Origin of the sequence: Nocardioides daejeonensis, from assembly GCF_003194585.1 — a bacterium.
Taxonomy (GTDB): Bacteria; Actinomycetota; Actinomycetes; order Propionibacteriales; family Nocardioidaceae; genus Nocardioides; species Nocardioides daejeonensis.
In genome coordinates this window covers 167419-192326 of the sequence record NZ_QHKZ01000006.1, presented here as the reverse complement: position 1 = coordinate 192326, position 24908 = coordinate 167419, and the positions used below count along the sequence as shown (strand labels likewise).

Sequence of the window (24908 nt, the reverse complement as noted above, 5' to 3'; positions counted from 1 at the left end):
CCCAGGGCACGCGGCCAGCCGTTGTTCAGAGCGAGGCCGCGAGCTCGCGGCGCGCCTCGGCGGCGGACTCGCGGTCGGCGAGCCCGGTCAGCACCACGCCGATCCCGCCCCAGACGGTGGCCAGCGTGAACACGGACGAGAGCCGGAACCACCACAGGGTGTCTGCGGGGAAGTCGCCGAGTTCGTTGACGGTCGGCATCAGCGCCGCCGCACCGGCCACGACGAGCAGGTAGAGCCCACCGCTGACGACGACCGCCGCGTAGACGCTGGTCTGCGCCAGGAGCTGACGGGCCACGGCGACCGCGGCGACCGCGGCCGCCACGGAGATCGCCAGGAAGGTGAAGAAGAGCGCGGTCCGCTCGCCGATGGTGTCCCCGGAGCCGACGGCAGGAGGAGCGGCCGGGTACTTCAGGAACGGCACCAGTGCGAACGAGACGAACCCGACCACCGACACCAGGGCCGTCGACTGGGTGGCGGTGAGCCGGCCGATGCGCCCCACGACCGCGGCGGCGATCAGGCCCACCAGCCCGCCCAGCGCCGTACCGACGGCGAGCGTGCCGGTCAGCAGGCCCCAGGTGCGCTGGTTGGCGCGGGAGACCTCGGTCTCGCCGTCGCCGTGGGAGTGGCCGGCCTCCTCTGTCTCGTGCTCGTGCGTGGCGCCCGGTTCCTCCGCGGCGTCGTGGGGGTGCTCGTCGGTGGAGCCTGCCTCTTCGAGGGCGATGGCCCGCTCGACGTGCGGTTCGCCGACCTGGTGGGCGACGAGGAATCCGAGGATCCCGGCGATGAAGCCTGCGATCAGGCCCCGGATCAGGAAGTCGCGTGCAGTCATGACGGCCCCGTCTCAGTGGCAGGGGTAGCCGAGCAGGTGCCGGCCGTCATGCACCCATTCGTGGATGGCGGTGCCGCTGATGACCGACGTGGCGCCCTGATCGGTGCTGACGAAGAAGAGCACCAGCAGTGCGACGAGGCCGAAGAAGAGCGCCCAGGGTGCGATCTGCCGGAGCGGGATCGAGCTGATCTCCGCAGTGGCGGTGGGCGCGACGGATGGCTGAGCCATGGTTCCTCCTTCAGGGATGATGCGTCCCTGTCTGATGAGCGGATGGACACGAGCGCCTCGGGTCTGACTCCGCCGCCGCAGCGACGTCACAGTAGCGCGACTGTGCCGGAATCCCACCGGCTTCCTCGGGCTCGTTCGTCGCTGACTCTAGGGCACGACGGCGGTCGTGTCTGCGGCGTCTTGGCTGGTGGCGCGTGAGGTGTCGCACGCGCGCAGCGCGGCCAGGAGCCGACGTGTGGTGACCGGCTCCCGGACGGCGATCCGCACCCAGCTCTCGTCGAGGCCGGGGAAGGTGTCGCCGCGTCGTACCGCGAACCCCGCCGCTCGCAGCGCCTCGCGGACGCCGACTCCCGTGCGGGCGAGCACGAACGATGCGCGGGAGGGTTGGTGGGCGATGGCGAGATCGTCCAGCCCGGCCTCGAGGAGTGCCCGGTGCTCGCCGGTCCGCTCGGTACGCCGCGCCGTCTCGGCCCGCGCCTCGGGGCTGCAGCAGGCGATGGTGGCGGTCACGGCCGGGGCGGAGACCGACCACGGGGTCTGCAGTGCATGCAGCCCGGCGACGGTTGCGGCGTCGCCGGTGAGGTGCCCGGCGCGGATGCCGGGCAGAGCCCACTGCTTGGTAAGGCTGCGGACCACCAAGAGCCCCGGAATCCCTGCAGAGACAAGGGATTCCGGCTCTCCCGGGACCGTGTCCATGAACGCTTCGTCGACCACGACCAGACGGTGCGGGCGAAGCAGTGCGCGGATGTGGTCGGCAGGATGCAGCACGCCCGTGGGGTTCGTGGGATTGCCGATGATCACGAGGTCGGCCCGCTCGGGGACCTCTCGAGGGTCGAAGGCGAACCCGTCGTCCGCACGGCAGAGCACGTGCGACGGACGATGCCCGGCGTTGCGAAGCGCGACATCCGGCTCGGTGAACTGCGGGTGCACCACCAGTGGATGCCGCCACGGTCGCAGCCGCGCGATAAGGGTGAACGCCTCGGCGGCGCCGGCGGTGACGAGCACCTGCTCGGAGTCCAGTCCGTGCTGCGTGGCCACCCCCTGCCGGGCGGGGGCCGCGTCGGGGTAGCGGCGCGACCGGGTGAGGCCATCGAGGAGCGCTCGCTCCAGCCACGGCGGCCAGGCCTCGTCGACGACGTTGACGGCCAGGTCGACCAGCCCGTCGACCGCCTCCACGTCGCCGTGGTGCCGGAGCCGCTCCTCAGGATCTGCCTGGCGGGAGGCCGGCGGACTTGCCGGCGGTCGCGGTGCGGTCGCCTCGGCCCGGTGGCCGCCGGCGCGTGCGTGGTCGCCCCGACCCGCGTAGTGACGGGCGGCCTCCGCGAAGCGGGCAGCGAGTTGCGGGTGGCCCGCCCAGTGCACGTGCACGTAGGAGGCATGGACGCTGGCCTCCGCGAAGCCCTCGCCGGAGCCCTCGGAGTCGTTGCCGCGACCGGGCAGTACCCAGGCCGGAGCGGCGCCTGCCGCGGGGGAGACGGCGGTGCGGTGGAACTCGTGACCGGTGACGGTCTCGCCGACCCGCCCGAGCAGGTTGTCGTACGCCGCGGTCACGGTGCGGTAGCCGAGCGTGAGCCGTGGCGTCATCGCGGCGTGCGCGGCCAGCACGCCGGTCATCGGTCGATCGTCGAGCGTCTGGCAGAGGTAGAGCAGCCCGGCACACTCCGCGACCGTCGGCATGCCCGCCACCACCGCGTCGGCGATGGCCCGCCGGAGCGGCGCGTTGGCAGCCAGGTCGCCGGCGTGCACCTCGGGGAAGCCGCCGCCCAGGTGGAGGCCCGTCGTACCGGGAGGCAGGGAGTCGTCGGTGAGAGGGTCGAAGGTGACCACGTCGCAGCCGGCCGCGACCAGCAGCTCCTCGGTCTCGGCGTAGCGGAAGGTGAAGGCGCGGCCGCCCGCCATCGCGATCACCGGCCGTTCTGCCGGCCGGTCGCCGTGGCCACCACTGCGCAGGACGTCCTCCGCAACGTCCTGCGTTCTGGTCGCCAGGGGCGCCACATCGCAGGACGTCACGGCGGGTCGGCCGGAGCACGGCTCGACAGGGGGCCGGTGGGAGACGTGGGCGAGCTCGGCCACCGGGTCCCACGGCGCTCCGGCAAGGTCGGGGGCGGAGCGAGCGATCTCCACCACGGCGTCCAGGTCGATGCATGTCGTGATCTGGTCGGACAGCCGGGCCAGGGCCGCAGCAGACTCCTCGCGCTCGTCAGCGGGCACCAGACCGAGGTGACGCGAGGGTGCCTCGACCCCGGCGTCGCGATGGAGGACACCGAGCACCGGCAGCGCCGGGCGCAGCTCGCCGATCGCGCGGCGTACCTCGTCGGAGTGGCGGACCGAACCGGCCTTGTTGAGCACCACGCCCGCGATCCGGACCCGGGGGTCGAAGCTGCGCATGCCCTGCACGACGGCGGCCACCGAGCGCGAGGCGTGGGAGACGTCGACCACGAGCACGACCGGTGCGTCGAGCACGCTGGCGACATGCGCCGTCGAGGCCCAGCCGTCGGCGCCCAGCTGGCCGTCGTAGAGCCCCATCACGCCTTCGACGATCGCGACGTCGGCGCCGCGGGCGCCGTGCAGCAGCAGCGGGACCAGTCGCTCCTCGCCGACCAGATGCGGGTCGAGGTTGCGACCCGGTCGCCCGGTAGCCAGGGCGTGGTAGCCGGGGTCGATGTAGTCCGGGCCCACCTTGTGCCCGCTCACCGCGCAGCCTCGTGCCGACAGCGCCGCCATCAGGCCCGTGGCGATGGTGGTCTTCCCGTGGCCTGAAGCAGGGGCGGCGATCACCAGGCGGGGGAGCGTCACCATGGGCCGCTCACCATTCGATGCCCCGCTGACCCTTCTGGCCGCGGTCCATCTGGTGCTTGACCTTGGTCATCTCGGTGACCATGTCGGCCGCTTCGACCAGCAGCGGATGGGCGCGCCGGCCGGTGATCATCACGAACTGCCGTCCAGGCCGGGTGCGCAGCGTCTCCACGACGTCGTCGATCTCCACCCAGCCCCACTGGATCGGATAGGTGAACTCGTCGAGCACGTAGAGGTCGTGCCGCTCCTCGGCGAGGCGTCGCTTGACCTCCGCCCAGCCGTCGGCGGCATCGCGAGCATGGTCCTCCTCGCTGCCCTCCTTGCGCTTCCACGACCAGCCGGCGCCCATCTTGTGCCACTCGACCGGGCCGCCCTCGCCGGTCTGCTCGTGCAGCTCACCGAGCCGCTCGAGCACGGTCTGCTCGCCGATCCGCCACTTCGCGGACTTCACGAACTGGAAGACGCCGATGTCCCAGCCCTGGTTCCACGACCGGATCGCCAACCCGAAGGCGGCGGTCGACTTGCCCTTGCCGTCGCCGGTGTTGACCATCAGCAGCGGCTGGTTGCGGCGCTGGGCGGTGGTGAGTCCGTCGTCGGGCACGTAGTCGGGGACGCCGCGGGCCATCAGGCGACCTCCCCTCGGACGGCGCCGCGCACGGCGGTCGTGAGGGCTTCCGCGGTCACCTCGCCCAGCGGCACGTGCTCGGCGAGGAGCGCCTCCGCCAGGGCGCGGGCGAGCCCCATCCGGAAGCGCCCGGTCTCGCAGTCGACGACCAACGAGCTCAGGCCGGTGGCGGCGAGATATCGGGCGGCGACCTGGGAGCGGGGTACGGCGTCGGCTCCGGCCGTGGCGCGGCCGTCGGTGACCAGCACCAGCAGCGGGCGGCGGCGGGGGTCTCGCAACCGCTCGACACGAAGCGTCTCAGCGGCCAGGGTCAGTCCCTCGGCCAGCGGTGTGCGCCCGCCGGCCGGGAGCTCGTCGAGCCGGCGCGCGGCCACGTCGACCGAATGCGTCGGGGGGAGGGCCAGGTCGGCGCCGTGACCGCGGAAGGTGACCAGCCCGACCTTGTCGCGCCGCTGGTAGGCGTCGAGCAGCAGCGAGAGGATCGCCGTCTTCACCTGCTCCATGCGCCTGCGCGCCGCCATCGATCCCGAGGCGTCCACGCAGAAGAGCACCAGGTTCGACTCCTTGCCCTCGCGGGTGGCCACCCGCAGGTCGTCGGAGCGGAACCGCAGCGGCCCGTCGTACCGGCCGCGCGTCGCCTGATGCGGCGCAGCGGCCCGGACCGTCTCGACCAGGTGGATAGAACCGCCCGCACCGCGTGGTCGCTCCGCGCCGATCCGCCTGCCCGAGCTGGTGACGGCCCGACTGCGCCGCCCTGCCTCGCCGGTTCCTGTGCCGGCGACGGTGAAGAGCCTCGGCCGGTACGGCGTCGCGGCACTCACCAGTGTCTCCTGCGGTGTCGGTGCGTCCTGCGGGGTGGCTGCTGGGGCAACCTCGTCGCAGGACGTTGCGGGCTCGGAGGTCGCGCTGCCGTCGCTGTCGGGATCACTGCCCCCGCCACCGTCGGTCTCACCGCCACCGTCGGTCTCACCGCCACCGCCTCCGTCGGGGTCGTCGCCGCCGTCCGGTGGCGGATCGGGCAGGTCGTCGTCGCCGAGCAACTGGTCGAGGAGCTCCTCGTCGAGCCCGGGTGCGTCGAAAGGGTTGCGGCGGCGTCGGTGCGGCAGAGCCAGGCGCGCCGCGGCACGGATGTCGCTGCGGGTCACCTCGGAGCGACCGTGCCAGGCCGCGTGCGCCACCGCGGTGCGGGCGGTGACGATGTCCGCCCGCATGCCGTCGACGTCCAGCGCGGCGCAGACCTCGGCGATCTTCAGCAGCGCCTCGTCGCCGAGCACCACCTGGTCGACCAGAGCCTGAGCCGAGACGATCCGCTCGGTGAGCGCCCGCTCCGCCTCGGCGTACGCCGCCACGAACGCCTCCGGGTCGGCCTCGAAGGCGATGCGTCGGCGTACCACCTCCACCCGCTGGGCGGGGTCGCGGGGCGCCGCGATCTCGACGGTGAGGCCGAATCGGTCCAGCAGCTGCGGCCGCAGCTCGCCCTCCTCGGGGTTCATGGTGCCGATCAGCACGAAGCGCGCTGCGTGGGAGACCGAGACACCGTCGCGCTCGACGGTCACCCGGCCCATCGCCGCCGCATCGAGCAACAGGTCGACCAGGTGGTCGTGGAGCAGGTTGACCTCGTCGACGTAGAGCAGACCGCGGTGGGCGCGGGCGAGCAGGCCCGGCTCGTACTCGGCAACGCCGGCACTGAGTGCACGCTCCAGGTGCAGAGAGCCGAGCACCCGGTCCTCGGTGGCGCCGACCGGGAGCTCGACCAGGCGTACCGGACGTTGCTCGACCGCGGCGTCGGCAGCAAAGGGACCGTCGGGCGAGAGGGGTGCTGCCTCGCGCGGATCGCTGGAGAAGCGGTCCCCGGCGATCACCTCGATCGGCGGCAGCACGGAGGCGAGGGCACGCACCATCGTCGACTTCGCGGTGCCCTTCTCACCGCGCACCAGTACGCCGCCTACAGCGGGGGAGACGGTGGTGAGCACCAGCGCGAGGGAGAGGTCGTCGGAACCGACGACGGCAGAAAAGGGAAACTGCAGTGGCATTAGGGGCTCCCGCTCTCATCAGCCATGGATGGGGCGGCGCGAGGCCGGTCTTCGGACTTCCCAGGTCTATGCCTGAGTTACCGCAGCGGGCCCTGTGCCGGATTCTCACCGGCTTCCCAGATTCTCCTCTCCGTCGCCCCGTGCAGGAGCGTCATCGAGGCACCTCGTGCCGTGTTGCGTGGCCCAGGCTAGCCCCTGCCGCTCGACGGCCCCGCACGGGTCCGGCTCTCGGGCGGCACTATCCTCGGGCGCCATGCGCTCCTGCACCGGCGACGACCCGTCGCGCCCCGGCTCCGGGCCGGTGACCGTCATCGGCCTGAGCGCCGACGGCCGCCTCGCCTCCTCCGAGCTTGCCCTGCTCGCCGAGGCCGACGTGGTCATCGGCGCCCGCCGCCACCTCGACCTGCTGCCTCCGGTCGAAGGCCAGCAGCGTGAGCTCCTGCCGTCGCCACTTCGGCAGAATCTCCAACCCCGCTTGGAAGAACTCGGTGATCGACGAGTGGTCGTGCTGGCTTCGGGAGACCCGCTCGTCTCCGGCATCGGCAGCACGCTGATCGAGCTTCTGGGGGCCGACCGGGTGGTGGTACGACCGGCCGTCTCCAGCATTGCGCTGGCACGGGCGCAGATGCGGTGGGCGGCGGAGTCCTGCGCCGTGCTCACCCTGGTTGGACGTGATCCCGCACTGGTCCTGCGTGAGCTCGCCCCCGGGCATCGGCTGCTGCTCCTGAGCTCGGACGAGACGACGCCGGGCGTGGTGGCCGGCCTCCTCGCCACCGCCGGGTACGGCGCCTCGACGCTCACCGTCCTGGGCGACCTCGGCACGGAGCGGGAGTCGCTCACCTCCTTCCGCGCGGACTCCGGTCTCCCGCCAGGCCCGGTGCCGCGGCTCAACATCGTGGCTGTCGAGCTCGACGGCCCCCTGCACGTCGGGTGGAGCGCCGGACTTCCCGACGGCGCCTTCGAGCACGATGGCCAGCTCACCAAGCGTGATCTGCGTGCCTCCGCGCTCTCCCGACTCCTGCCCGCGCCGGGGCAGCTGCTCTGGGATGTCGGCGCCGGAGCGGGGTCGGTCGGCATCGAATGGCTGCGTGCTCACCCGACCGCCCGGGCGGTGGCCGTCGAACGCGACTCGCAGCGGGCGGCACGGATCTCACGCAACGCGCACGCACTCGGCGTACCCGGGCTGGGGGTCGTGACGGGGCGCGCGCCCGACGCCTTGACGGATCTGCCCGACCCGGACGCGATCTTCGTCGGCGGCGGCGCCACGGTCCCGGGAGTCCTGGAGGCGTGCACGGCGGCGTTGCGCGGTGGCGGTCGGCTGGTCGTCCACGGCGTCACGCTCGAGACCGAGCAGGCACTGGCCCGGGCCTATGCCGAGCACGGTGGCGAACTGACCCGCATCCACGTGGAGCAGGCCGCACCGATCGGCGGATTCACCGGCTGGGCACCGGCCCGCGCCGTCACCCAGTGGAGTTGGAGGAAGTCATGACGATCCACTTCGTCGGAGCCGGTCCTGGTGCCGCCGACCTGATCACGGTGCGGGCGTCGAGGATGCTCGCCTCGGCCGACGTCGTCGTCTATCCCGGCACCTATCTCGACGCCGAGGTGCTCTCGCACTGTCGTGAAGACGTGGTGCTGGTCGACAGTCAGCGCCTGGACCTCGACCAGATCACCCAGGTGCTGGTCACCTCGCACCAGGTGGGCCACACGGTCGTCCGGCTGACGTCGGGCGACCCGTCGCTCTACTCCGCGGTCGCCGAGCAGGCCCGGCGGCTCGACGAGGCAGGGGTGCCGTGGGACGTCACTCCCGGCGTGCCGGCGTACGCCGCCGCGGCCGCTGCGCTCGGCCGGGAGCTCACCGTGCCGGAGGTGACCCAGTCGGTCGTGCTCACGCGGGCGCAGGCACGGTCCACGGCGATGCCGGAGACCGAGGCGCTGGCCAACTTCGCCGCGACCCGCGCCACGCTCGCCCTGCATCTGGCGATCACCCGGACCCGCGAACTGGCCGCCGAGCTCAGCGTGCACTACGGCCCCGACTGCCCTGTCGCGGTCGTCTCCCGGGCGACTCAGGCCGACGAGCTGGTGCTACGCGGCACGCTGGCCGACATCGCCGACCAGGTCGAGGCCGCCGGCCTCACCCAGGCCGCGGTGATCCTGGTCGGCCCTGCCCTCGACCCCGGCCGGGTCCGCCCCGACTTCGCCTGCTCCCACCTCTACGACCCCGCCCGCCCCCGCTGACCGTCGAGACGCCAGCTTCAGCACGTCGAGACGCCAGCTTCAGCACGTCGAGACGCCAGCTTCAGCGCGTCGAGACGTCATTTTCGTGGTTGACGAAGCGCGGCGTCCACGCCTGACCACCCACGGTGACCCGAGTCGACGAGGCGCCGACGAGCACCAGGCACTTCATGTCGATCGTCGCGGGGTCGAGGTCGCCCAGGGTGGTGACGGTCAGCGACTCCTCTGCCCGCCCCACATCGCGGCCGACCACGACGACCGTGTCGGGCTTGTGGTGCTCCAAGAGCACCTCGCGGGCCTTGCCGATCTGGTCAGGCCGGCTCCGCGAGGCCGGGTTGTAGATCCCGATCACCAGGTCGGCCTCGGCCAGGGCGCGCAGCCGTTGCTCCACCACAGCCCAGGGCTTGAGTCGGTCGGAGAGACTGAGCACGGCGAAGTCCGCCCCGATCGGTGCGCCTGCCCGCGCCGCCACCGCCTGGACTGCGGAGACGCCGGGAAGGACCCGGACCGGCACGTCGGCGTACTCCTCGGCGGCCTCGAAGACCGCTGCCGCCATGCCGAAGACCCCGGCGTCGCCGCCGGAGACGACCGCCACCCGCTCCCCGGAGCGGGCGAGGTCGAGGGCGAAGCGCGCGCGATCGACCTCGACGGTGTTGCCTGAGGCGTGGCGGGTGAGGCCCTCGCGGTGCGGCACCCGATTGACGTACGGCGCATAGCCGACCACGTGGTCGACCTCGGCGAGCGCAGCACTCACCTCGGGCGTCACCCAGTGCTCGGGGCCCGGACCGAGGCCGACGACCAGCAGCTCGGCGGGGCGGCACGTTGCGTCTGATGCTGGAAGTGGCTTCTCAACTGACTGAAGTTGGCGTTTCGACGTGTTGGAGCTGGCGTCTCGACGGCCGGTGGGGTCGGCGGCGAGGGAGTCGCCGGGGACCACGATGAGGGAGAAGTAGGGGACGGTGGCGGCGTCGACGTCGACGACGCGCATCCAGCGTTCGGCAGGCATCGAGGCGCGCTCGACGTACCAGGCATGCTCCAGCCGTCCGGCCAGCGCCAGCGCCTCCCGGACCGCGGGGAATCGGCGGCCGAGCTTCATGATGATCGCGCCGTCGGTGTCGGCCAGGCGCCGGGCGAGTTCGCTCTGCGGCAGCGTGCCGGGCAAGACCGTGAGCACGTCGGTCTGGCGCACCAGCGGGGTCGCCACGACGGCGGTGGCCGCGGCGAAGGCGGGCACGCCGGGCACCACCTCGGTCTCGAACCGGGGTGAGAGCCGATCGTGCAGGTACATGAACGATCCGTAGAAGAGCGGGTCGCCCTCAGCCAGCACGACGACCGTGCGCCCGGCCTCCAGGTGTGCGCCGAGGCGGGCGGCGCAGGCCTCGTAGAACTCCGCCATCGCGCCGGCGTACCCGCCCGGATGCTCGGTGGTGCCAGTGGTGACCGGGTAGCGCAGCTCCTCCTCGGTCACGCTTGCCGGGATGAGTTCGGCGGCGATCCGTCGTGCGTTCGAGGCCTTGCCGACGCCTGCGTGATAGGCGATCACGTCTGCCTCGGCGATCAGCCGGGCCGCCTTGCGGGTGATCAGCTCAGGGTCGCCGGGGCCGAGCCCGACGCCGTACAGCCGCCCGCTCATTCGGCGTCCTGCGCGATCGCGTTGAGCGCGGAGGCGGTCATCGCCGAGCCGCCGCGTCGGCCGTGCACCGTGAGGTAGGGCAGGGCGTGCGCGTCGCCGAATGCGGCGAGGGCCTGCTTCGACTCGGCGGCGCCGATGAAGCCGACCGGGCAGCCGATGACCGCCGCCGGTCGTGGCGCTCCGTCGTGGAGCAGCTCCAGCAGGTGGAAGAGCGCGGTGGGCGCGTTGCCGATCGCCACTACCGCACCGGCCAGCCGATCGCCCCACAGCGAGACCGCCGCGGCCGACCGCGTGGTGCCGAAGGAACGGGCGAGCTCGGGCACCAGCGGGTCGCCGATCAGGCAGAGCACCTCGTTGTCGCGGGGCAGTCGCGCGCGGGTGACGCCCGAGGCAACCATGTTCGCGTCGGCCAGGATCGGCGCGCCTGCCTCCAGGGCGCCGCGCGCAGCCGTGACCAGACCCGGGTGGATCACGAGCTCGTCGACCAGGTCGGTCTGCCCGGTGCCGTGCACCATCCGCACCGCCACCTTCTCGGCGTCTGCCGGCACCCGGCTGAGATCGGTCTCGGCACGGATCGTGGCAAACGAGTCGACGTAGATCGCCGGTCCGTCGTCGATGTAGTCGTAGCGGCGGGGCGGGCGTGCGGGTGGCGGCATGGCACTGCTCCCTCGGGGGTTCGCGCCCCCGACTCGGATGGTGGGTACAGGTCGCCCCACGTGCAGTGTCTGGCTCGGCCGCGAAGGCCTCACAGTGGCGGAACCGCCCCGGAGTCACACCGGGTTCCTGCACGTCGGGTCGCCGAGCAGACTACGCGTCCGGGATGACCAGGCTGCGCCAGGGCGTCACCACGATCCGGCGATGGCTGCCGAACTCCGCGGCGAGAGCCGCCAGGTCACGCGGGGCCAGCCGCCCGTCCGGGACCTGGCGGTGCACGCAGCCCGGAAGGGCGCCGTACGCCGGCGGAGCGGTCGGCTCCGGCAGTCGAGGATCGGGTTGCGCCGCGTGCGCGAGCAGCGGTGTCGGCAGTTCGTCGACGTGCCACGGTGCGTCGGGGCCGGTGCCGCGCGCCGCGACGAACGCTGTCGCCCACCCCACCAGCGCTGGTACGACGTCATCCAGCGCCAGCGGCTCGCTCCACTGCGCCGACCCCACCCGCACCTGCGCGGTCCGCTCGTCGAGCGCGATGACACCGAGATCCGCGGAGCGTCCGACGACGTCCCCGCGCCCGTCGTCGAGCACGAAGAGGAACCGGGCCGAGAGGCCCGCGGCAGCGGGAGTGGCGCGCAGCGCCCGGTCGAGACGCTCAGCGAGCGGGCGCAGGTCGGCCCGTCCTCCGGTGACGCCGGAGAGCGGAGAGAGCAGGATGTTGCGCACCAGCTCGTGGCTGTGCGAGGGGAGCAGTCCGGTGGCCTCGATCGCCGCCACCACCTCGTGAGGCAGGCTGGCGGAAGGGCAACCGTCGCCGACGACCGGCAGTCCCCGGACCTGCAGATTGGCCCGCTTGGTGAGGTGCACGGTGCCCGATCCGTACTTCTCGGCAACCGCGCCCAACGCGGCGAGCTGGTCGATCCGGGTCGCGCCGCCTACCAGCCGAAGTCGGACGAGTGCGCCGTCGTCGGCGAGCCAGGGGCGTAGCACGCCGGGGCACAGGTCACCGCGGGTCCGGGTGCGGGAGAGGGATCCGGGCGCCGCGTCGTTCGCTGGGGAGCCGGGCATGCGGGCCATCTTCGCAGTCGGCCGATGAGCCGCCGCACCACCGCGGCGAAAAGTGACGTACGTCGCTTTGGTGGCACGCGGGATGGCAGTGGCTTAGAGTCCCTTCCGCCAGTCGTGCTCACCAGAGCCAGGGAACCCGGTGCGATTCCGGGACTGACGCGCAGCGGTGAGGGTGACGGGCGGGACAACAAGTCACTGGGGGCTCGCCCCCGGGAAGACGTCTCGTCCGGTCGAACCCGAGTCCGAAGACCTGCTGGCCGCGGTCACCTGCCGCGTCAACCGTCCCCGCTGACTCCGCGTACGAGTCACGACTGTGAAGGAACTGCCCATGCACAGCCATGTCCGCCACTCCCGCGCCATCCGTCTTGCCGTCCTTGCGGTGGGCGGCCTGATGCTCGCCGCCTGCGGCTCGACCAAGGACTCCTCCGCCGACGGAGACGTCACCGTGCAGAACTGCGGCGAGAAGGCGGCGTACGCCGCCCCGGTCGAGCGGATCGTCGCCACCAGCAACTCGGCCAACATCGGCACCCTGCTCCGCATCGGAGCCGCCGACCGGATCGCAGCGATGACGCTGTCGCCGGGCAACGACTCCCTGATGAACGAACTCTTCGACGTGCAGGTCGACGACATCGAGCGACTGCCCAGCCCGATCTCGCTGGAGTCGATCGTCGGGGTCGACCCCGACCTGCTGATCGGCTCCTACAGCGGCCTCTTCTCCGGCTCCTCGGGCGTCAGCCGGGAGGCGGCCCAGGACCAGGGCATCGCCACCTACGTGATCTCCGACAGCTGCCGCCAGGATCCGGCCGCCGGCGCGGACTCCAAACTCGGCACGATGGGTCCGTGGGACGCGCTGCGCGCCGACATCGCCAACTACGGCGAGCTCACCGGCAACACCGACCGGGCCAAGGAGGCCCTCGCCGAGCTGGAGCGGCGACTGACCGCGCTCCAGGAGGCGCCCACCGCGGACGAGGCACCGCGGCTGCTGCTCTTCGACAGCGCCACCACGGACGTCTACACCTCGGGCCACAACGGTCCGCCGCAAGGCATCATCGAGGCTGCGGGTGCCGAGAACGTCTACGCGGACGAGGACACCACGTGGTTCCGGGCGTCCTGGGAGTCGGTCGCCGAGCAGCAGCCCGATGCGATCGTGGTGATGGACTACCGCTCCGACAGCGCCGACGAGGTGGAGCAGAAGATCACGACGATCCGCACCCACGCGGCGTTGAAGGACCTGCCCGCTGTGAAGGAGAACCGGATCGTGGTGCTGCCGCTGGCCCTGTTCACCTCCGGCTACGGCAACATCGAGGCCGCCGAGCAGCTGCGTGCGGGTCTGGAGGAGCTGGGGCTGCTGCCCGACTCCGGGATCACCGGCACGATCGACCTGTCGTGATCGCCGACCCGGCGCTCGAGCAGCTCCGGACGGTCGACCCCGAGCACTACCTGCTGCACGACGACGTGGCCGGTGAGGGGTGGCGCCCCGTCGCCGACCTCGCCTGCGATGATGCGTGGCCGGCGATTGCGCGCGCCTACGCGGCAGAGATCGGTGCGAGCAGCCCCGTGGTGGGCGGCTCCTGCGCTCTTCAGGGGTACGCCGGCCGGGTCGCTGCTCTCTCGATCGGCCGATGGGCCGTGTCGGGTCGGGGGCTGCGGCTTGCCGCGACACCGCTCTTGGTTCGGCTCCGCGCTGGACGCACGGTCGGGCTGGCGCTCGAGGCAGGCCACCAGCCGGGTGTGGACGGGCCGGAGACGCCGACGGCGATCGCCGCGGATCTCGTGACCCACCTCGCCCCGGTGGTGGCGGCGTCACGGACGATCTCGCGCCTCCGCCCGGCCGTGGCCTGGGGGAATGTCGCGGCAGCGGTCGCCGGAGCCTGGCGCCGAGTGCACGATGCAGCGCCGCCGGAGTCGCGCCCGGGAGTGGAGGCCGCCGCAGCGTCGTGTCTCGACGCCGAGGCCTGGCCGTGGGACGGCGTCCCCCTCACGTGGGAGGTCGCAAGCACCCCCTACGGCGCGAGCCTCACGTATCGCCGCGAGACCTGCTGCCTGATGCGGCTCGCCGAGGGGCGTGACGAGTGCGGCTCGTGCGACCGCCTCACGCCCGCAGAGGTACGCCGCCGCTGGGCTACGAGTGCGCTCGTGCGGCAGCCGCCACCGCGCCTGGCGGTGACCTGCCGTGGTTGACCCCGCACCACGACGCGCCCCGCTGGTCCCGCTGTTGCTGATCGCCGTGATCGCCCTGGTGGTGAGCCTGCCGGCCGCCACGATGTTCGGGCCGGCCTCGGTCTCCTTCTCCGACGTGGTCGAGGTGTGGCGCGGCCGGCTGGCCGGCGACGCCGTCACCACGCCGGTGGAACGGATCGTGTGGAACATCCGGGCCCCGAGGGTGGTGCTGGCGGCGATCGTCGGCGCCGGGCTGGCGGTGGCAGGCACGGTCGTGCAGACGCTGGTGCGCAACCCGCTGGCCGATCCCTACCTCCTCGGTGTGTCCGCCGGCGCCAGTGTCGGCGCCACGGCGGTCATCACCCTGGGTGTGCTTGCTGCAGCCGGCACCTGGGCACTCTCGGTGGGCGCCATGCTCGGAGCCGTGATCGCGGCCACCCTCGTCTTCGGGGTGGCGTTGGCACAGGGTGGCCTGACACCGCTGCGCCTGGTGCTCACCGGGACGGTGATGGCTGCGGCCTTCTCGGCCGTCGCCAGCTATCTGGTCTTCCGCAGCTCGGAGCCGCAGATGGCGCAGGGCGTGCTGTTCTGGCTCCTGGGGAGCCTGGCGCGCGCGTCCTGGGAGCAGGTGGCGCTGCCCCTGATGGTGCTGCTGGCGAGCCTGACGCTGCTGTGGTTCCTGCGTGGTTGGCTCGACGGCCTGCTGTCCGGGGCCGATGTTGCTACCGCCCTCGGTGTGCCGGTGGTTCGCCTCCGGGTCCTCCTCTTCGTGCTCCAGGCGGTGCTGGTCGGGGTGATGGTGGCGATCGCCGGAGGCATCGGTTTCGTCGGCCTGATCGTGCCGCACATGGCTCGGCTGCTGGTGGGGCCGCTGCATGCCCGGATGCTGCCGGTCGGCGCGCTGTTCGGAGCACTCTTCCTGGTCTGGGTCGATGTCGCGGCCCGGGTGCTGGCGCCGCCGCAGGACGTGCCGCTGAGCGTGGTGACCGGAATCGTCGGTGCCCCGGTGTTCCTGGTGCTGCTCGGGCGCCGTCGCTATCGCTTCGGAGGAGAGTCGTGAACGCCCACCTGGAGGCCCGCGGCGTTGCCTGCGGACGGGGTCGCCGGACGGTGGTCGCCGGCGTCGACCTCCGTCTTGCCCGGGGCAGTCGGCTGGCGGTGGTGGGGCCCAACGGTGCCGGCAAGTCCACCCTGCTGCGAGCGCTGGCCGGCCTGGACCGGCCACATGCGGGAGAGGTCCGGCTCGACGGCATCCCGCTGGGAGAGCTCGGTGCCCGTGCGCGTGCCCGAGCGCTGGCCATCGTCTCCCAGCACGAGACGCCACCGGCCGATCTGCTGGTCCAGGAGCTGGTCGGACTGGGTCGCCTTCCGCACCGTTCGCCCTGGGCGACCGACGACGGTCAGGAGTGGACGGAGCGTGCCCTCGCACGCCTCGACCTGACGTCCTTCGCCACCAGGTCGGTCGACCAGCTCTCCGGTGGTGAGCTGCGCCGCGTGCTGGTGGCGAGAGCGCTGGCCCAGGAGGCCGACCTGCTGATGCTGGACGAGCCGACCAACCATCTGGACCTGCGGCATCAGCACGAGCTCCTCGCGACGATCCGTGGCTTGGGTGTGACGGTCGTCGCTGCCATCCACGACCTCGACCTCGCACAGCGGTACTTCGACCAGGTCGCGCTGGTCCACGGCGGGCGCCTCGCTGCTGTCGGCACGCCGGAGGAGGTGCTCAGCACCGAGCTTGTCGGTGCGGCGTTCGGGGTACGCAGCGTCCGGGTGCGGCATCCGGAGAGCGGCCGTACCCACCTGCTCGTCGAGCCCTGGCCCGGAGAGGAGACCGGCTGAGAATCCCGTAGTATCCGTAGCGCCGTGGTGCACGGGAAGCCGGTCTGATTCCGGCGCGGCCCTCGCCACTGTAGTCGCGGAGCCACTCGCTCCTCGTCGGTCGTGCAAGCGACCGGGACCACTGGAACCCGCAAGGGGACCGGGAAGGTCGAGCGGGTGGTGTCGATGCGAAAGCCAGGAGACCGGCCACGGCGCGTCATGTTCCACGAGGGTTTGGAGAAACAGATGCGCCTATCGCGCGTACCCACTCATCGCACCACCGTCCTGTCCGCCATCGCCGGAGCCACGGTGCTCGGCCTCCTTCTCACCGGATGCGCCGGGGAGCCGGAGTCGGAGGCGAAGCCGAAGCCCGAAGCCACCGCGCAGACGAGCGTCGACTATCCGGTCCAGATCGTGAGCTGCGGCAGGACCACGACCATCGAGGCACCCGTCGAGCGCGGGGTCACCCTGAACCAGGGCGCCACGGAGGTCGCGCTTGCACTCGGTGTGGAGAAGCAGCTGGCCGGCACCGCCTATCTCGACGACGCTGTCCCGGAGAAGTGGAAGGCGGCGTACGACTCCGTGCCGGTGCTGTCGGCGGAGTACCCGAAGCAGGAGGAGTTCCTGGCGGCCGAGCCGGACTTCGCCTACGCCTCCTACAGCAGCGCCTTCGAGAAGGGCACGATCGGCACGCAGGACGAGCTGGCGGAGGACGACCAGATCGCCAGCTACGTGTCGCCGTTCGGCTGTGACGACAAGGAGAAGCGGCCCCCGCAGACCATGGAGTCGGTCTGGGACGAGATCGACGGCATCGCTGCCGCGTTCGGTGTGCCCGACCGGGCTGCCGAACTGCGTGCCGAGCAGCAACGACAGCTTGCCGAGCTCGCTGAGGCGAAGGCAGGCGACGGCATCACCGTCTTCTGGTACGACTCCGGAGACAAGACGCCGTTCGTAGGCGCCGGCGGCGGTGGTCCGCAGCTCGTGCTCGAGGCGATCGGCGCGACGAACATCTTCGCCGACCTCGACGGCAGCTGGGGTGAGGGCAACTGGGAGAACGTGGTCGCCGCTGATCCCGACGTCATCGTCTTCGCCGACGCCGGGTGGTCGACGGCTGCGGACAAGCAGGCCTACCTGGAGAAGGACCCGGTGCTCAGCCAGTTGAGCGCGGTCAAGAACAAGGCGTACGTGACGGTGCCGTTCTCCGAGTCGACGGTCGGTGTCCGGCTCGTCGACGGCGCCATCAGCGTCGCCGAGCAGCTTTCCGGTCTCGACCTCGGCACGGAATGACCCGGGCGCCTGGGGGTGTCGTCGCCTCGACGGCACCCCCGGCTCCGTCGGCTGGGACCAGCCGCACGGAGCCCGCGATGCGGCGGGCCGGAGCCCGGAGCGCGATAGGTCTGGTGCTCGCGTTCGCAGTGTTGGCCGTCAGCATGGCGGTCGCGCTGGGGATCGGCTCCGTCTCGATCTCGGTTCCTGATGTGGCCGGCGTCGTGCTGCGGCGCCTCGGACTGGAGAGCCTGGGCCTCGACTTCGGTGTCACCCGGCTGGAGGATCGCATCGTGTGGCAGCTGCGGATGCCGCGCGTCCTGGGGGCGGCGTCGGTCGGCGCTGCGTTGGCGGTCTGCGGTGCCGTCCTCCAGTCCCTGACCCGCAACGACCTTGCCGATCCTTATCTGCTCGGCATCTCCGGTGGTGCCGCGGTCGGCGCGGTGACCGTGCTGGTGCTCGGCGTCTCGTTCGCCGGGTACGTCGGCTCGGCAGCTGTCGCGTTCGCGGCGTTCGCCGGCGCGATGGTGGCACTCATCCTCGTGCTGGCCCTGGCCGTGGGCTCCCGAGGCGAGCTGCCGCCGGCCCGTCTGGTGCTGGCCGGCGTCGCGGTCGGGCAGGTGGCCGGTGCCTACACGTCGCTGCTGGTGATGCTGAGCGATCAGCACGACGCCGCCCGTCGGGTGTTGGCCTGGACGCTGGGCTCCGTGGCGGGCATGCGCTGGAACTCCGCGCTGGCGGTCACGGTGGTGGCGCTGATCGGTGCTGTGCTCTTCATCGCGCTTGCCGACCACCTCGATGCCTTCGCGTTCGGGGAGACCTCGGCTCGCTCGCTGGGCGTCAACGTGGTCCGGTTGCGCTGGCTGCTCTTCACGATCACGGCCTTGGTCACCGCGATCCTGGTCGCCTATGCGGGTGCGGTCGGCTTTGTCGGCCTGATCGTGCCGCACATGGTGCGCTCCATCGTGGGCCCGCGACATCGTGTGCTGCTCCCGCTCTCCGCGCTCGTCGGTGCGGTCCTCCTGGTTTGGGCGGACCTCGGGGCGCGGACGCTGGTCGACGGCCAGGAGATCCCGCTCGGGGTGGTGACGGCAGCCGTGGGAGCGCCGTTCTTCGCCTACCTGTTGCGACGCCACCGGGAGGCACGATGAGTCTCGCTGAGACGGACCTGCCCCGGACCGGTCTGACTGTCACCGGCCTGCGCTGGTCGGTCCGCGACCGACGGATCCTGGAGGTACCCTCCCTCACTCTCCGTCCGGGCCGGGTCACCGGCCTGCTCGGACCGAACGGTTCGGGCAAGACGACGTTGCTGCACCTGGTCTCCGGCGTACGGCGGCCCGACAGCGGGAGCGTCCGCTGGGGTGAGGTGGATCTGCTGGCGATGCGTACGCGGGAGCGAGCTCGCCTGATGGCGCTGGTGGAGCAGCACTCCGGCACGGCGTTGGAGCTGACCGTGCGTCAGGTCGTCGAGCTGGGCCGGGTGCCGCATCGCCTGCGCGCCGGGCTTCCGGAACGAGATGTCGACGGTCCGGCCGCGGTGGACCGCGCGATCGCCGCCACCCGGATCGAGCCTCTGGTGCAGCGCCCGTGGCGACAGCTCTCCGGCGGCGAGCGACAGCGCGTGCACCTGGCTCGAGCCCTGGCCCAGGAGCCCCAGCTGCTCTTGCTCGACGAGCCGACCAACCATCTGGATCTGCGGCACCAGCTCGACTTCCTCACCCGGGTGCGCGACTCCGGGATCACGACCGTCGCGGCACTCCACGATCTAGAGCTGGCTGCGGCGTACTGCGACGACCTTGTGGTGCTCGACGAGGGCCGGGTCGTGGCGGCCGGCCCGGTCGGCGAGGTGCTGACCGACCGGCTGGTCGCCGACGTCTACGGCGTGCTCGCCACCGTGGCGCCGCACCCTCATCACCCGCGGCTGCATGTGCGAGTCGACGGAGTGCTCGACACGGAGAGGTGCTCGAGATGAACGACACCCTGGTCTTGGTCGGCATGTCGGCACGCGAGGTGACCGACCGCGACCGGCTGCATGCGTTGGCTGCGGCGCACGGCGGCACCGTCGCCTTCCTCCAGGTGGGCGACCCCTCGCTCTCCCGGGAGCTCACCCGGCTTGCCGACCTCGGTGCCCCGCGGATCGAGCTGGTCGGGGTCAGCCTCGGCCACCTCGCCCCGGCGACCTCGTGGTTGCGCCGGATAGCCGGCCACTGGTGGCGCGAGCGTGGACCCGATGCGCCCGAGGTGACGGTCGCCACCGCCATGCTGCGCAACGACGCCGAGACCCCGGGCGTTCTCGACCTGGTGCGTGAGGTGACCCGGCCGATCCACGGAAGCGAGGCGCCGTTGACCTCCGCAGCGTGGGACGAGGTTCCGGCGCATCGACACCAGGTGCTGGTCTGCCGTGGGCCGCGCTGCACCGCCCGCGGCTCCGACGCGACCGCCGAAGCCCTGGTGCGGGCCTTGATGGAGCACCGCCTCGGCGACGACGACGTGCTGGTCACCCAGACCGCGTGCCAGTTCCCCTGCAACCACGCTCCGGTGCTGAGCGTCCAGCCCGACGACGTCTGGTACGGCGCCGTCGATGCCGACGCCGTGCGCCGGATCACCCACGAGCACCTGGTCGGTGGCGAGCCCGTCGCCGACCACCGCCTGCCCCGCAACCGATCCCAGGAGGATCCGTCATGACCACCCCGTCGTCCACCGGCGAGACGCCGTACGCCGTGCGCATCGCGCTGCTCTCCACCAGCGACACCGACCTGTTGAGCGCGCGCTCGTGCGGCGCGTCCTACCTGCTGGGCAACCCGGCCCGGTTGGAGGTGGCCGACCTGCCCGGGCTCCTGGCCGACGCCGACCTGGTCGTGGTCCGCATCCTCGGCACGGCGCGCTCCTGGGCCGACGGTCTGGCGGCCGTGCACGCGACCGGGGTGCCCGTGGTGGTGCTGGGCGGCGAGCAGACCCCCGACGCCGAGCTGATGAGCCATTCGACGGTGCCGGTGGGAACCGCCGCCGAGGCGCACGCCTACCTGGCCCAGGGCGGCCCGGCCAACCTCGCCAACCTGCACGCCTTCCTCTCCGACACGGTGCTGCTCACCGGCGAGGGATTCGAGCCCCCCGCCGTCCTCCCCGAGTGGGGCTACGCCCCCCGCCCGGACCGGTCCTCCGCGACGCTCGAGCTGGCCTCTCCGGTGGTGGGGTCAGCATCTCCGGCGGTCGGGTCGGCCTCTCCGGTGGTCGAGCTTGTCGAGACCCGGATCGGCGTCCTCTACTACCGCGCCCACGAGGCGAGTGGCAACAACGCCTTCGCCCACGCGCTCGCCGATGCGATCGACGCGACCGGAGAGGCGGTCGGTGTGCCGATCTTCTCCTCGTCCCTGCGCAGTGCCCCCGACGAGCTCTTCGACGCGCTCGGCACGCTCGACGCCCTGGTCGTGACGGTGCTGGCTGCGGGCGGTTCCACACCGGGGGCGGCCAGCGCGGGTGGTGACGACGAGGCGTGGGATGTGGAACGGATCAAGGCGCTCGACATCCCGGTGCTGCAAGGGCTCTGTCTCACCTCCAGCCGGGAGGAGTGGGAGGTGAACGACGACGGTGTCACCCCACTGGACTCGGCCAACCAGATCGCGATTCCGGAGTTCGACGGCCGGATCATCACCGCACCGTTCTCGTTCAAGGAGATCGATGCCGATGGCCTCCCGCGGTACGTCGCGGACGAGGAGCGCTGTCGCCGGGTCGCCGGCATCGCGGTCAACCACGCCCGGCTGCGTCGGATCGCGAACGCGGACAAGCGAGTCGCGGTGATGCTCTCGGCCTATCCCACCAAGCACAGCCGGATCGGCAACGCGGTCGGCATGGACACCCCGGTCTCGGCGATCCGGCTGCTGCGCCGCCTCCGCGACGAGGGCTACGACCTCGGAGACGCCGGGGGAGAGGTGACCGAGCTGCTCGACCTCCCCGACGAGACCGATGCGGGGAACCGACTCATCCACGCCCTCATCGCTGCCGGTGGGCAGGACGAGGAGTGGCTGACCGCCGCCCAGCTCACCGACAGCCATGTGCGCATCACCCCCGAGCAGTACGCCGCCTGGACGGCCGACCTGCCCGACTCGCTGCGGGGCGAGATCGCCCAGGCATGGGGCGAGGCACCGGGCTCGCTCTTCGTCAACGACGCTGGCGAGATCGTGCTCGCCACGCTCCGTGCCGGCAACGTGGTGCTGTTGATCCAGCCGCCGCGGGGCTTCGGAGAGAACCCCGTCGCGATCTACCACGACCCCGAGCTGGCGCCGAGCCACCACTACCTGGCCGCCTACCGCTGGCTGGCCGCGCCTTCCGGCGACGGTGGCTTCGGCGCCCACGCCGTGGTGCACCTGGGCAAGCACGGGTCGATGGAGTGGCTGCCCGGCAAGAACGCGGCCCTCTCGGCGGACTGCGCCACGGATGCGGCGATCGGCGATCTGCCGCTGATCTACCCGTTCCTCGTCAACGACCCCGGCGAAGGAGCCCAGGCCAAACGGCGGGCGCACGCGGTCATCGTCGACCACCTGGTGCCGCCGATGGCCCGGGCGGAGTCCTACGGTGACATCGCCAAGTTGGAGCAGTTGCTCGACGAGTATGCCAACATCGCGGCGATGGACCCGGCCAAGCTGCCGGCGATCCGGGGTCAGATCTGGACCCTGATGAAGGCTGCCGAGATGCACCGCGACCTTGGGCTCGAGGACCGTCCCGAAGACGAGCAGTTCGACGACTTCCTGCTGCACGTCGACGGCTGGCTGTGCGAGGTCAAGGACGCCCAGATCCGCGACGGGCTGCACGTGCTGGGCCAGGCGCCTGCGGGGGAGGCACGGGTCAACCTGGTGCTGGCGATCCTGCGTGCCAGCCAGATCTGGGGCGGCCAGCAGGCGGCGGTGCCGGGCTTGCGTCAGGCACTGGCCTCGGCGGTCGAGCCTGTCGAGACCTCGGTGGTCGAGCTTGTCGAGACCGAGCCTGTCGAGACCAGGACGACTGCCGCGGCCGACGCACTGGAGGCGCGAGCGCGCGCTCTGGTCGAGGCGCTGGAGGAGCGCGCCTGGGAGCCGACGGCGATCACCGAGGTGATAGCGAAGCTGGAGCCGGAGACCGGTTCGCACCTGGTCGACGTACTCACCTTCGCCGCGACGGAGGTGGTGCCCCGGCTGGACCGCACCACCGACGAGATGGACGCGGTCCTGCATGCGCTCGAAGGCGGCTTCATCGCTGCCGGGCCGAGCGGCTCGCCGTTGCGCGGTCTGGTCAACGTGCTGCCGACCGGCCGCAACTTCTACACCGTCGACCCGCGCGCCGTGCCGTCGCGGCTTGCCTGGGAGACCGGCTCCGCAATGGCCGAGTCCCTGGTCGCCCGGCACGTCGCGGAGACCGGAGAGCCGCCTCGATCGGTCGGCCTGTCGGTGTGGGGCACCTCGGCGATGCGGACCTCCGGCGACGACATCGCCGAGGTGCTCGCCCTGATCGGGGTGCGTCCCGAGTGGGACGAGGCGTCGCGCCGGGTCAACGGCCTGACCGTGATCGACCTCGAGGAGCTGGGCCGGCCACGGATCGATGTCACCGTGCGCATCTCCGGCTTCTTCCGCGACGCCTTCCCGCACGTGGTGGCGATGCTCGACGACGCCGTGCGGATGGTCGCGGAGCTCGACGAGCCGGACGAGGCCAACTTCGTGCGCGCGCACGCCCGAGCAGACCTTGCCGAGCACGGTGACCAGCGGCGCGCGACGATGCGGATCTTCGGCTCCCGGCCCGGCTCCTACGGCGCGGGCATCCTCCAGGTCATCGAGGCCGGCAACTGGCGCGACGACAAGGACCTGGCGGAGGTCTACACGCAGTGGGGCGGCTATGCCTACGGTCGGGACCTCGACGGGGTCGCCGCGACCGACGACATGAACGCCAACTACAAGCGGATCGCCGTTGCCGCCAAGAACATCGACACCCGCGAGCACGACATCGCCGACTCCGACGACTACTTCCAGTACCACGGCGGGATGATCGCCACCGTGCGCGCGCTGACCGGCAAGGCCCCGCGGGCGTACGTCGGCGACTCGACCACGCCTGAGGACGTGCGCACCCGGACGCTCGCCGAGGAGACCGCCCGGGTCTTCCGCTCCCGGGTGGTCAACCCGCGCTGGATCAACGCGATGCAACGGCACGGCTACAAGGGCGCCTTCGAGCTGGCCGCCACGGTCGACTACCTCTACGGCTTCGATGCCACCGCCGGGGTCGTGCACGACTGGATGTACGACAAGCTGGCCCGTGAGTACGTGCTCGACGAGGCCAACCAGGAGTTCATGCGCGAGGCGAACCCCTGGGCGCTGCGAGGGATCGTCGAGCGGCTGCACGAGGCCGCTGATCGTGGCCTCTGGGAGGAACCGGACCCCGAGGTGCTCGCTGCCATGCAGGCCGTGCACCTGGAGATCGAGGGCGACCTGGAGGACCGCGAGTGACCCGACGGGTGCGGCTGATCGGGATCGGCTCCGGCTCGCTCGACCAGCTCACGGGCGAGGCGAGAGCGGCGCTGGCGTCGGTCGACTACGTGGTCGCGGCGGCCAAGCACCGACATCCGGGTGGATCGCTGCCACCTGGCGACAGCGATCCACCCCACAAGGACCCGTTGCTGGCCGTACGGCAGGCGCTGTGCGACGCGGCCGGTGTCGCCCTCGTCGAGGTGCCGGATCCACCGCGCGATCGCGACCCGCGGGACTACGGCGCCGCGGTGCGTGACTGGCACGAGGCCCGAGCAGCGGCCTACGAACGGGTGCTGCTGGAGCGCCCCGGCGACGTCGGCTTCCTGGTCTGGGGCGATCCGTCGCTCTACGACTCCACGATCCGCGTCGTCGAGCAGGTCCTCGAACGCGGCCGCCTCGACTTCGACTACGACGTGCTCCCTGGGCTGGCAGCACCCCAGCTGCTGGCCGCCCGGCACCGGATCGTGTTGCACGAGGTCGGGCAGCCGGTCCTCATCACCACCGGCCGGCGGCTGGCGGAGGCGGTTGCCGAGGGGCATCCCAACATCGTCGTGATGCTCGACGGGTCGCTCGCCGCCCGTGACCTCCCCGCGCCCGACCGGTGGCGGATCTGGTGGTCTGCGAACCTCGGCACCCCTGCCGAGGAGCTGGTCAGCGGCCCGCTGGGCGGCGTACTCGCGCAGATCGATCGTGCCCGTGAGCGCGCCCGGAACGCCTCGGGCTGGGTGATGGAGACCTATCTGCTGCGCTGCCTCGAAGACGCCGAGGCGTAGCCCGTCTCACTAGATGTGGGGGGTTACATCGTTGTCATTCCCTGTATATAGTGGTCGCGCAGCTGGTTCGGTCCGTCATCCAGACGGGTCGTCGTAAGAGGGAACCCGGTGAGAATCCGGGACTGCCCCGCAGCGGTAAGTGGGAACGACCTCCGTCACATGCACTGGGACCACCGATCACGGCCCTGGGAAGCGACGGACAGTAGGTATCGCGAGATGAGCCCACGAGTCCGAAGACCTGCCAGTGCTCCACCGCCTATCGGTGGAGGTCCGCGACCTCGAGGGAAGGTCAGGGGATCGAAACGCAC

20 protein-coding genes and 5 riboswitches are annotated in these 24908 nt (G+C 71.8%); of the genes, 12 read left to right on the top strand and 8 right to left on the bottom strand.

Annotated elements, in window-relative coordinates; all coding sequences use genetic code 11:
• Positions 1-25 precede the first annotated feature (25 nt).
• From DNK54_RS16350 to DNK54_RS16330, 5 genes are all read right to left on the bottom strand, one after another.
• The gene (locus tag DNK54_RS16350) at positions 26-829 is read right to left on the bottom strand and encodes a CbtA family protein (RefSeq protein ID WP_110208064.1); all 804 of its coding nucleotides are present in this window, start codon (positions 827-829) and stop codon (positions 26-28) included.
• A 12-nt stretch (positions 830-841) separates the two neighbouring features.
• Complete coding sequence (locus DNK54_RS16345; protein WP_110208063.1) at positions 842-1057, bottom strand: CbtB domain-containing protein; 216 nt, start codon at positions 1055-1057, stop codon at positions 842-844.
• A 147-nt stretch (positions 1058-1204) separates the two neighbouring features.
• A complete protein-coding gene (locus DNK54_RS16340) occupies positions 1205-3856 on the bottom strand; it encodes a bifunctional hydrogenobyrinic acid a,c-diamide synthase/histidinol phosphate aminotransferase CobBC (RefSeq protein WP_110208062.1) in 2652 nt (883 codons plus the stop codon).
• A gap of 7 nt (positions 3857-3863) precedes the next feature.
• Positions 3864-4478 carry a cob(I)yrinic acid a,c-diamide adenosyltransferase gene (gene cobO / locus DNK54_RS16335; protein ID WP_110208061.1) on the bottom strand — a complete coding sequence of 205 codons (615 nt, stop codon included), beginning with the start codon at positions 4476-4478 and terminating at the stop codon, positions 3864-3866.
• The gene (locus DNK54_RS16330) at positions 4478-6511 is read right to left on the bottom strand and encodes a VWA domain-containing protein (protein WP_110208060.1); all 2034 of its coding nucleotides are present in this window, start codon (positions 6509-6511) and stop codon (positions 4478-4480) included. Before DNK54_RS16330 ends, cobO begins: the two co-directional genes overlap by 1 nt.
• A gap of 25 nt (positions 6512-6536) precedes the next feature.
• Positions 6537-6693: riboswitch (cobalamin riboswitch) on the bottom strand.
• Positions 6694-6764: 71 nt separating this feature from the next.
• Here DNK54_RS16330 and cbiE point away from each other — a divergent pair.
• Both cbiE and cobM read left to right on the top strand, forming a co-directional pair.
• Positions 6765-8000: a precorrin-6y C5,15-methyltransferase (decarboxylating) subunit CbiE gene (gene cbiE, locus DNK54_RS16325; protein WP_110208059.1), complete on the top strand. Its 1236-nt coding sequence runs from the start codon at positions 6765-6767 to the stop codon at positions 7998-8000.
• Positions 7997-8749, top strand: a complete 753-nt coding sequence (cobM, locus tag DNK54_RS16320) for a precorrin-4 C(11)-methyltransferase (RefSeq protein WP_110208058.1) — start codon at positions 7997-7999, stop codon at positions 8747-8749. The genes cbiE and cobM overlap by 4 nt, the downstream gene beginning before the upstream one ends.
• Before the next feature lie 61 nt (positions 8750-8810).
• Here cobM and DNK54_RS16315 read toward each other — a convergent pair whose 3' ends face one another.
• From DNK54_RS16315 to DNK54_RS16305, 3 genes are all read right to left on the bottom strand, one after another.
• On the bottom strand, positions 8811-10379 hold the full coding sequence (locus DNK54_RS16315; RefSeq protein ID WP_110208057.1) for a precorrin-2 C(20)-methyltransferase: 1569 nt from the start codon (positions 10377-10379) through the stop codon (positions 8811-8813).
• Positions 10376-11035: a precorrin-8X methylmutase gene (locus DNK54_RS16310; RefSeq protein WP_110208056.1), complete on the bottom strand. Its 660-nt coding sequence runs from the start codon at positions 11033-11035 to the stop codon at positions 10376-10378. The genes DNK54_RS16315 and DNK54_RS16310 overlap by 4 nt, the downstream gene beginning before the upstream one ends.
• A 63-nt stretch (positions 11036-11098) precedes the next feature.
• Positions 11099-11165, bottom strand: a riboswitch (cobalamin riboswitch).
• A gap of 21 nt (positions 11166-11186) precedes the next feature.
• Entirely contained in the window at positions 11187-12095 is a 909-nt protein-coding gene (locus tag DNK54_RS16305; RefSeq protein WP_162602506.1) for a nitrite reductase, read from the bottom strand.
• Between the two features lie 92 nt (positions 12096-12187).
• A riboswitch (cobalamin riboswitch) is annotated at positions 12188-12367 on the top strand.
• A 56-nt stretch (positions 12368-12423) separates the two neighbouring features.
• Between DNK54_RS16305 and DNK54_RS16300 the strand changes: the two genes are divergently transcribed.
• The 10 genes from DNK54_RS16300 (at position 12424) to cobF (ending at position 24600) form a co-directional block, all read left to right on the top strand.
• Positions 12424-13485 carry an ABC transporter substrate-binding protein gene (locus DNK54_RS16300; RefSeq protein ID WP_110208055.1) on the top strand — a complete coding sequence of 354 codons (1062 nt, stop codon included), beginning with the start codon at positions 12424-12426 and terminating at the stop codon, positions 13483-13485.
• On the top strand, positions 13482-14276 hold the full coding sequence (locus DNK54_RS16295; protein ID WP_110208054.1) for a hypothetical protein: 795 nt from the start codon (positions 13482-13484) through the stop codon (positions 14274-14276). Before DNK54_RS16300 ends, DNK54_RS16295 begins: the two co-directional genes overlap by 4 nt.
• A 22-nt stretch (positions 14277-14298) precedes the next feature.
• Positions 14299-15315: a FecCD family ABC transporter permease gene (locus DNK54_RS16290; protein WP_204164657.1), complete on the top strand. Its 1017-nt coding sequence runs from the start codon at positions 14299-14301 to the stop codon at positions 15313-15315.
• Entirely contained in the window at positions 15312-16094 is a 783-nt protein-coding gene (locus DNK54_RS16285; RefSeq protein WP_110208053.1) for an ABC transporter ATP-binding protein, read from the top strand. The genes DNK54_RS16290 and DNK54_RS16285 overlap by 4 nt, the downstream gene beginning before the upstream one ends.
• 8 nt (positions 16095-16102) lie before the next feature.
• Positions 16103-16299: riboswitch (cobalamin riboswitch) on the top strand.
• Between the two features lie 20 nt (positions 16300-16319).
• Positions 16320-17360: an ABC transporter substrate-binding protein gene (locus DNK54_RS16280; RefSeq protein WP_110208182.1), complete on the top strand. Its 1041-nt coding sequence runs from the start codon at positions 16320-16322 to the stop codon at positions 17358-17360.
• Positions 17361-17437: 77 nt separating this feature from the next.
• The gene (locus DNK54_RS16275) at positions 17438-18490 is read left to right on the top strand and encodes a FecCD family ABC transporter permease (protein ID WP_110208052.1); all 1053 of its coding nucleotides are present in this window, start codon (positions 17438-17440) and stop codon (positions 18488-18490) included.
• Positions 18487-19311, top strand: coding sequence for an ABC transporter ATP-binding protein (locus DNK54_RS16270; RefSeq protein ID WP_110208051.1), 825 nt, complete (start codon positions 18487-18489; stop codon positions 19309-19311). The genes DNK54_RS16275 and DNK54_RS16270 overlap by 4 nt, the downstream gene beginning before the upstream one ends.
• Entirely contained in the window at positions 19308-20024 is a 717-nt protein-coding gene (locus DNK54_RS16265) for a (2Fe-2S) ferredoxin domain-containing protein (protein WP_110208181.1), read from the top strand. Before DNK54_RS16270 ends, DNK54_RS16265 begins: the two co-directional genes overlap by 4 nt.
• The gene (cobN, locus tag DNK54_RS16260) at positions 20021-23806 is read left to right on the top strand and encodes a cobaltochelatase subunit CobN (protein ID WP_110208050.1); all 3786 of its coding nucleotides are present in this window, start codon (positions 20021-20023) and stop codon (positions 23804-23806) included. Before DNK54_RS16265 ends, cobN begins: the two co-directional genes overlap by 4 nt.
• Positions 23803-24600 (top strand): precorrin-6A synthase (deacetylating), encoded by a 798-nt coding sequence (gene cobF / locus DNK54_RS16255; protein ID WP_110208049.1) that lies wholly within the window; start codon positions 23803-23805, stop codon positions 24598-24600. Before cobN ends, cobF begins: the two co-directional genes overlap by 4 nt.
• Positions 24601-24645: 45 nt before the next feature.
• Positions 24646-24860, top strand: a riboswitch (cobalamin riboswitch).
• Positions 24861-24908 lie beyond the last annotated feature (48 nt).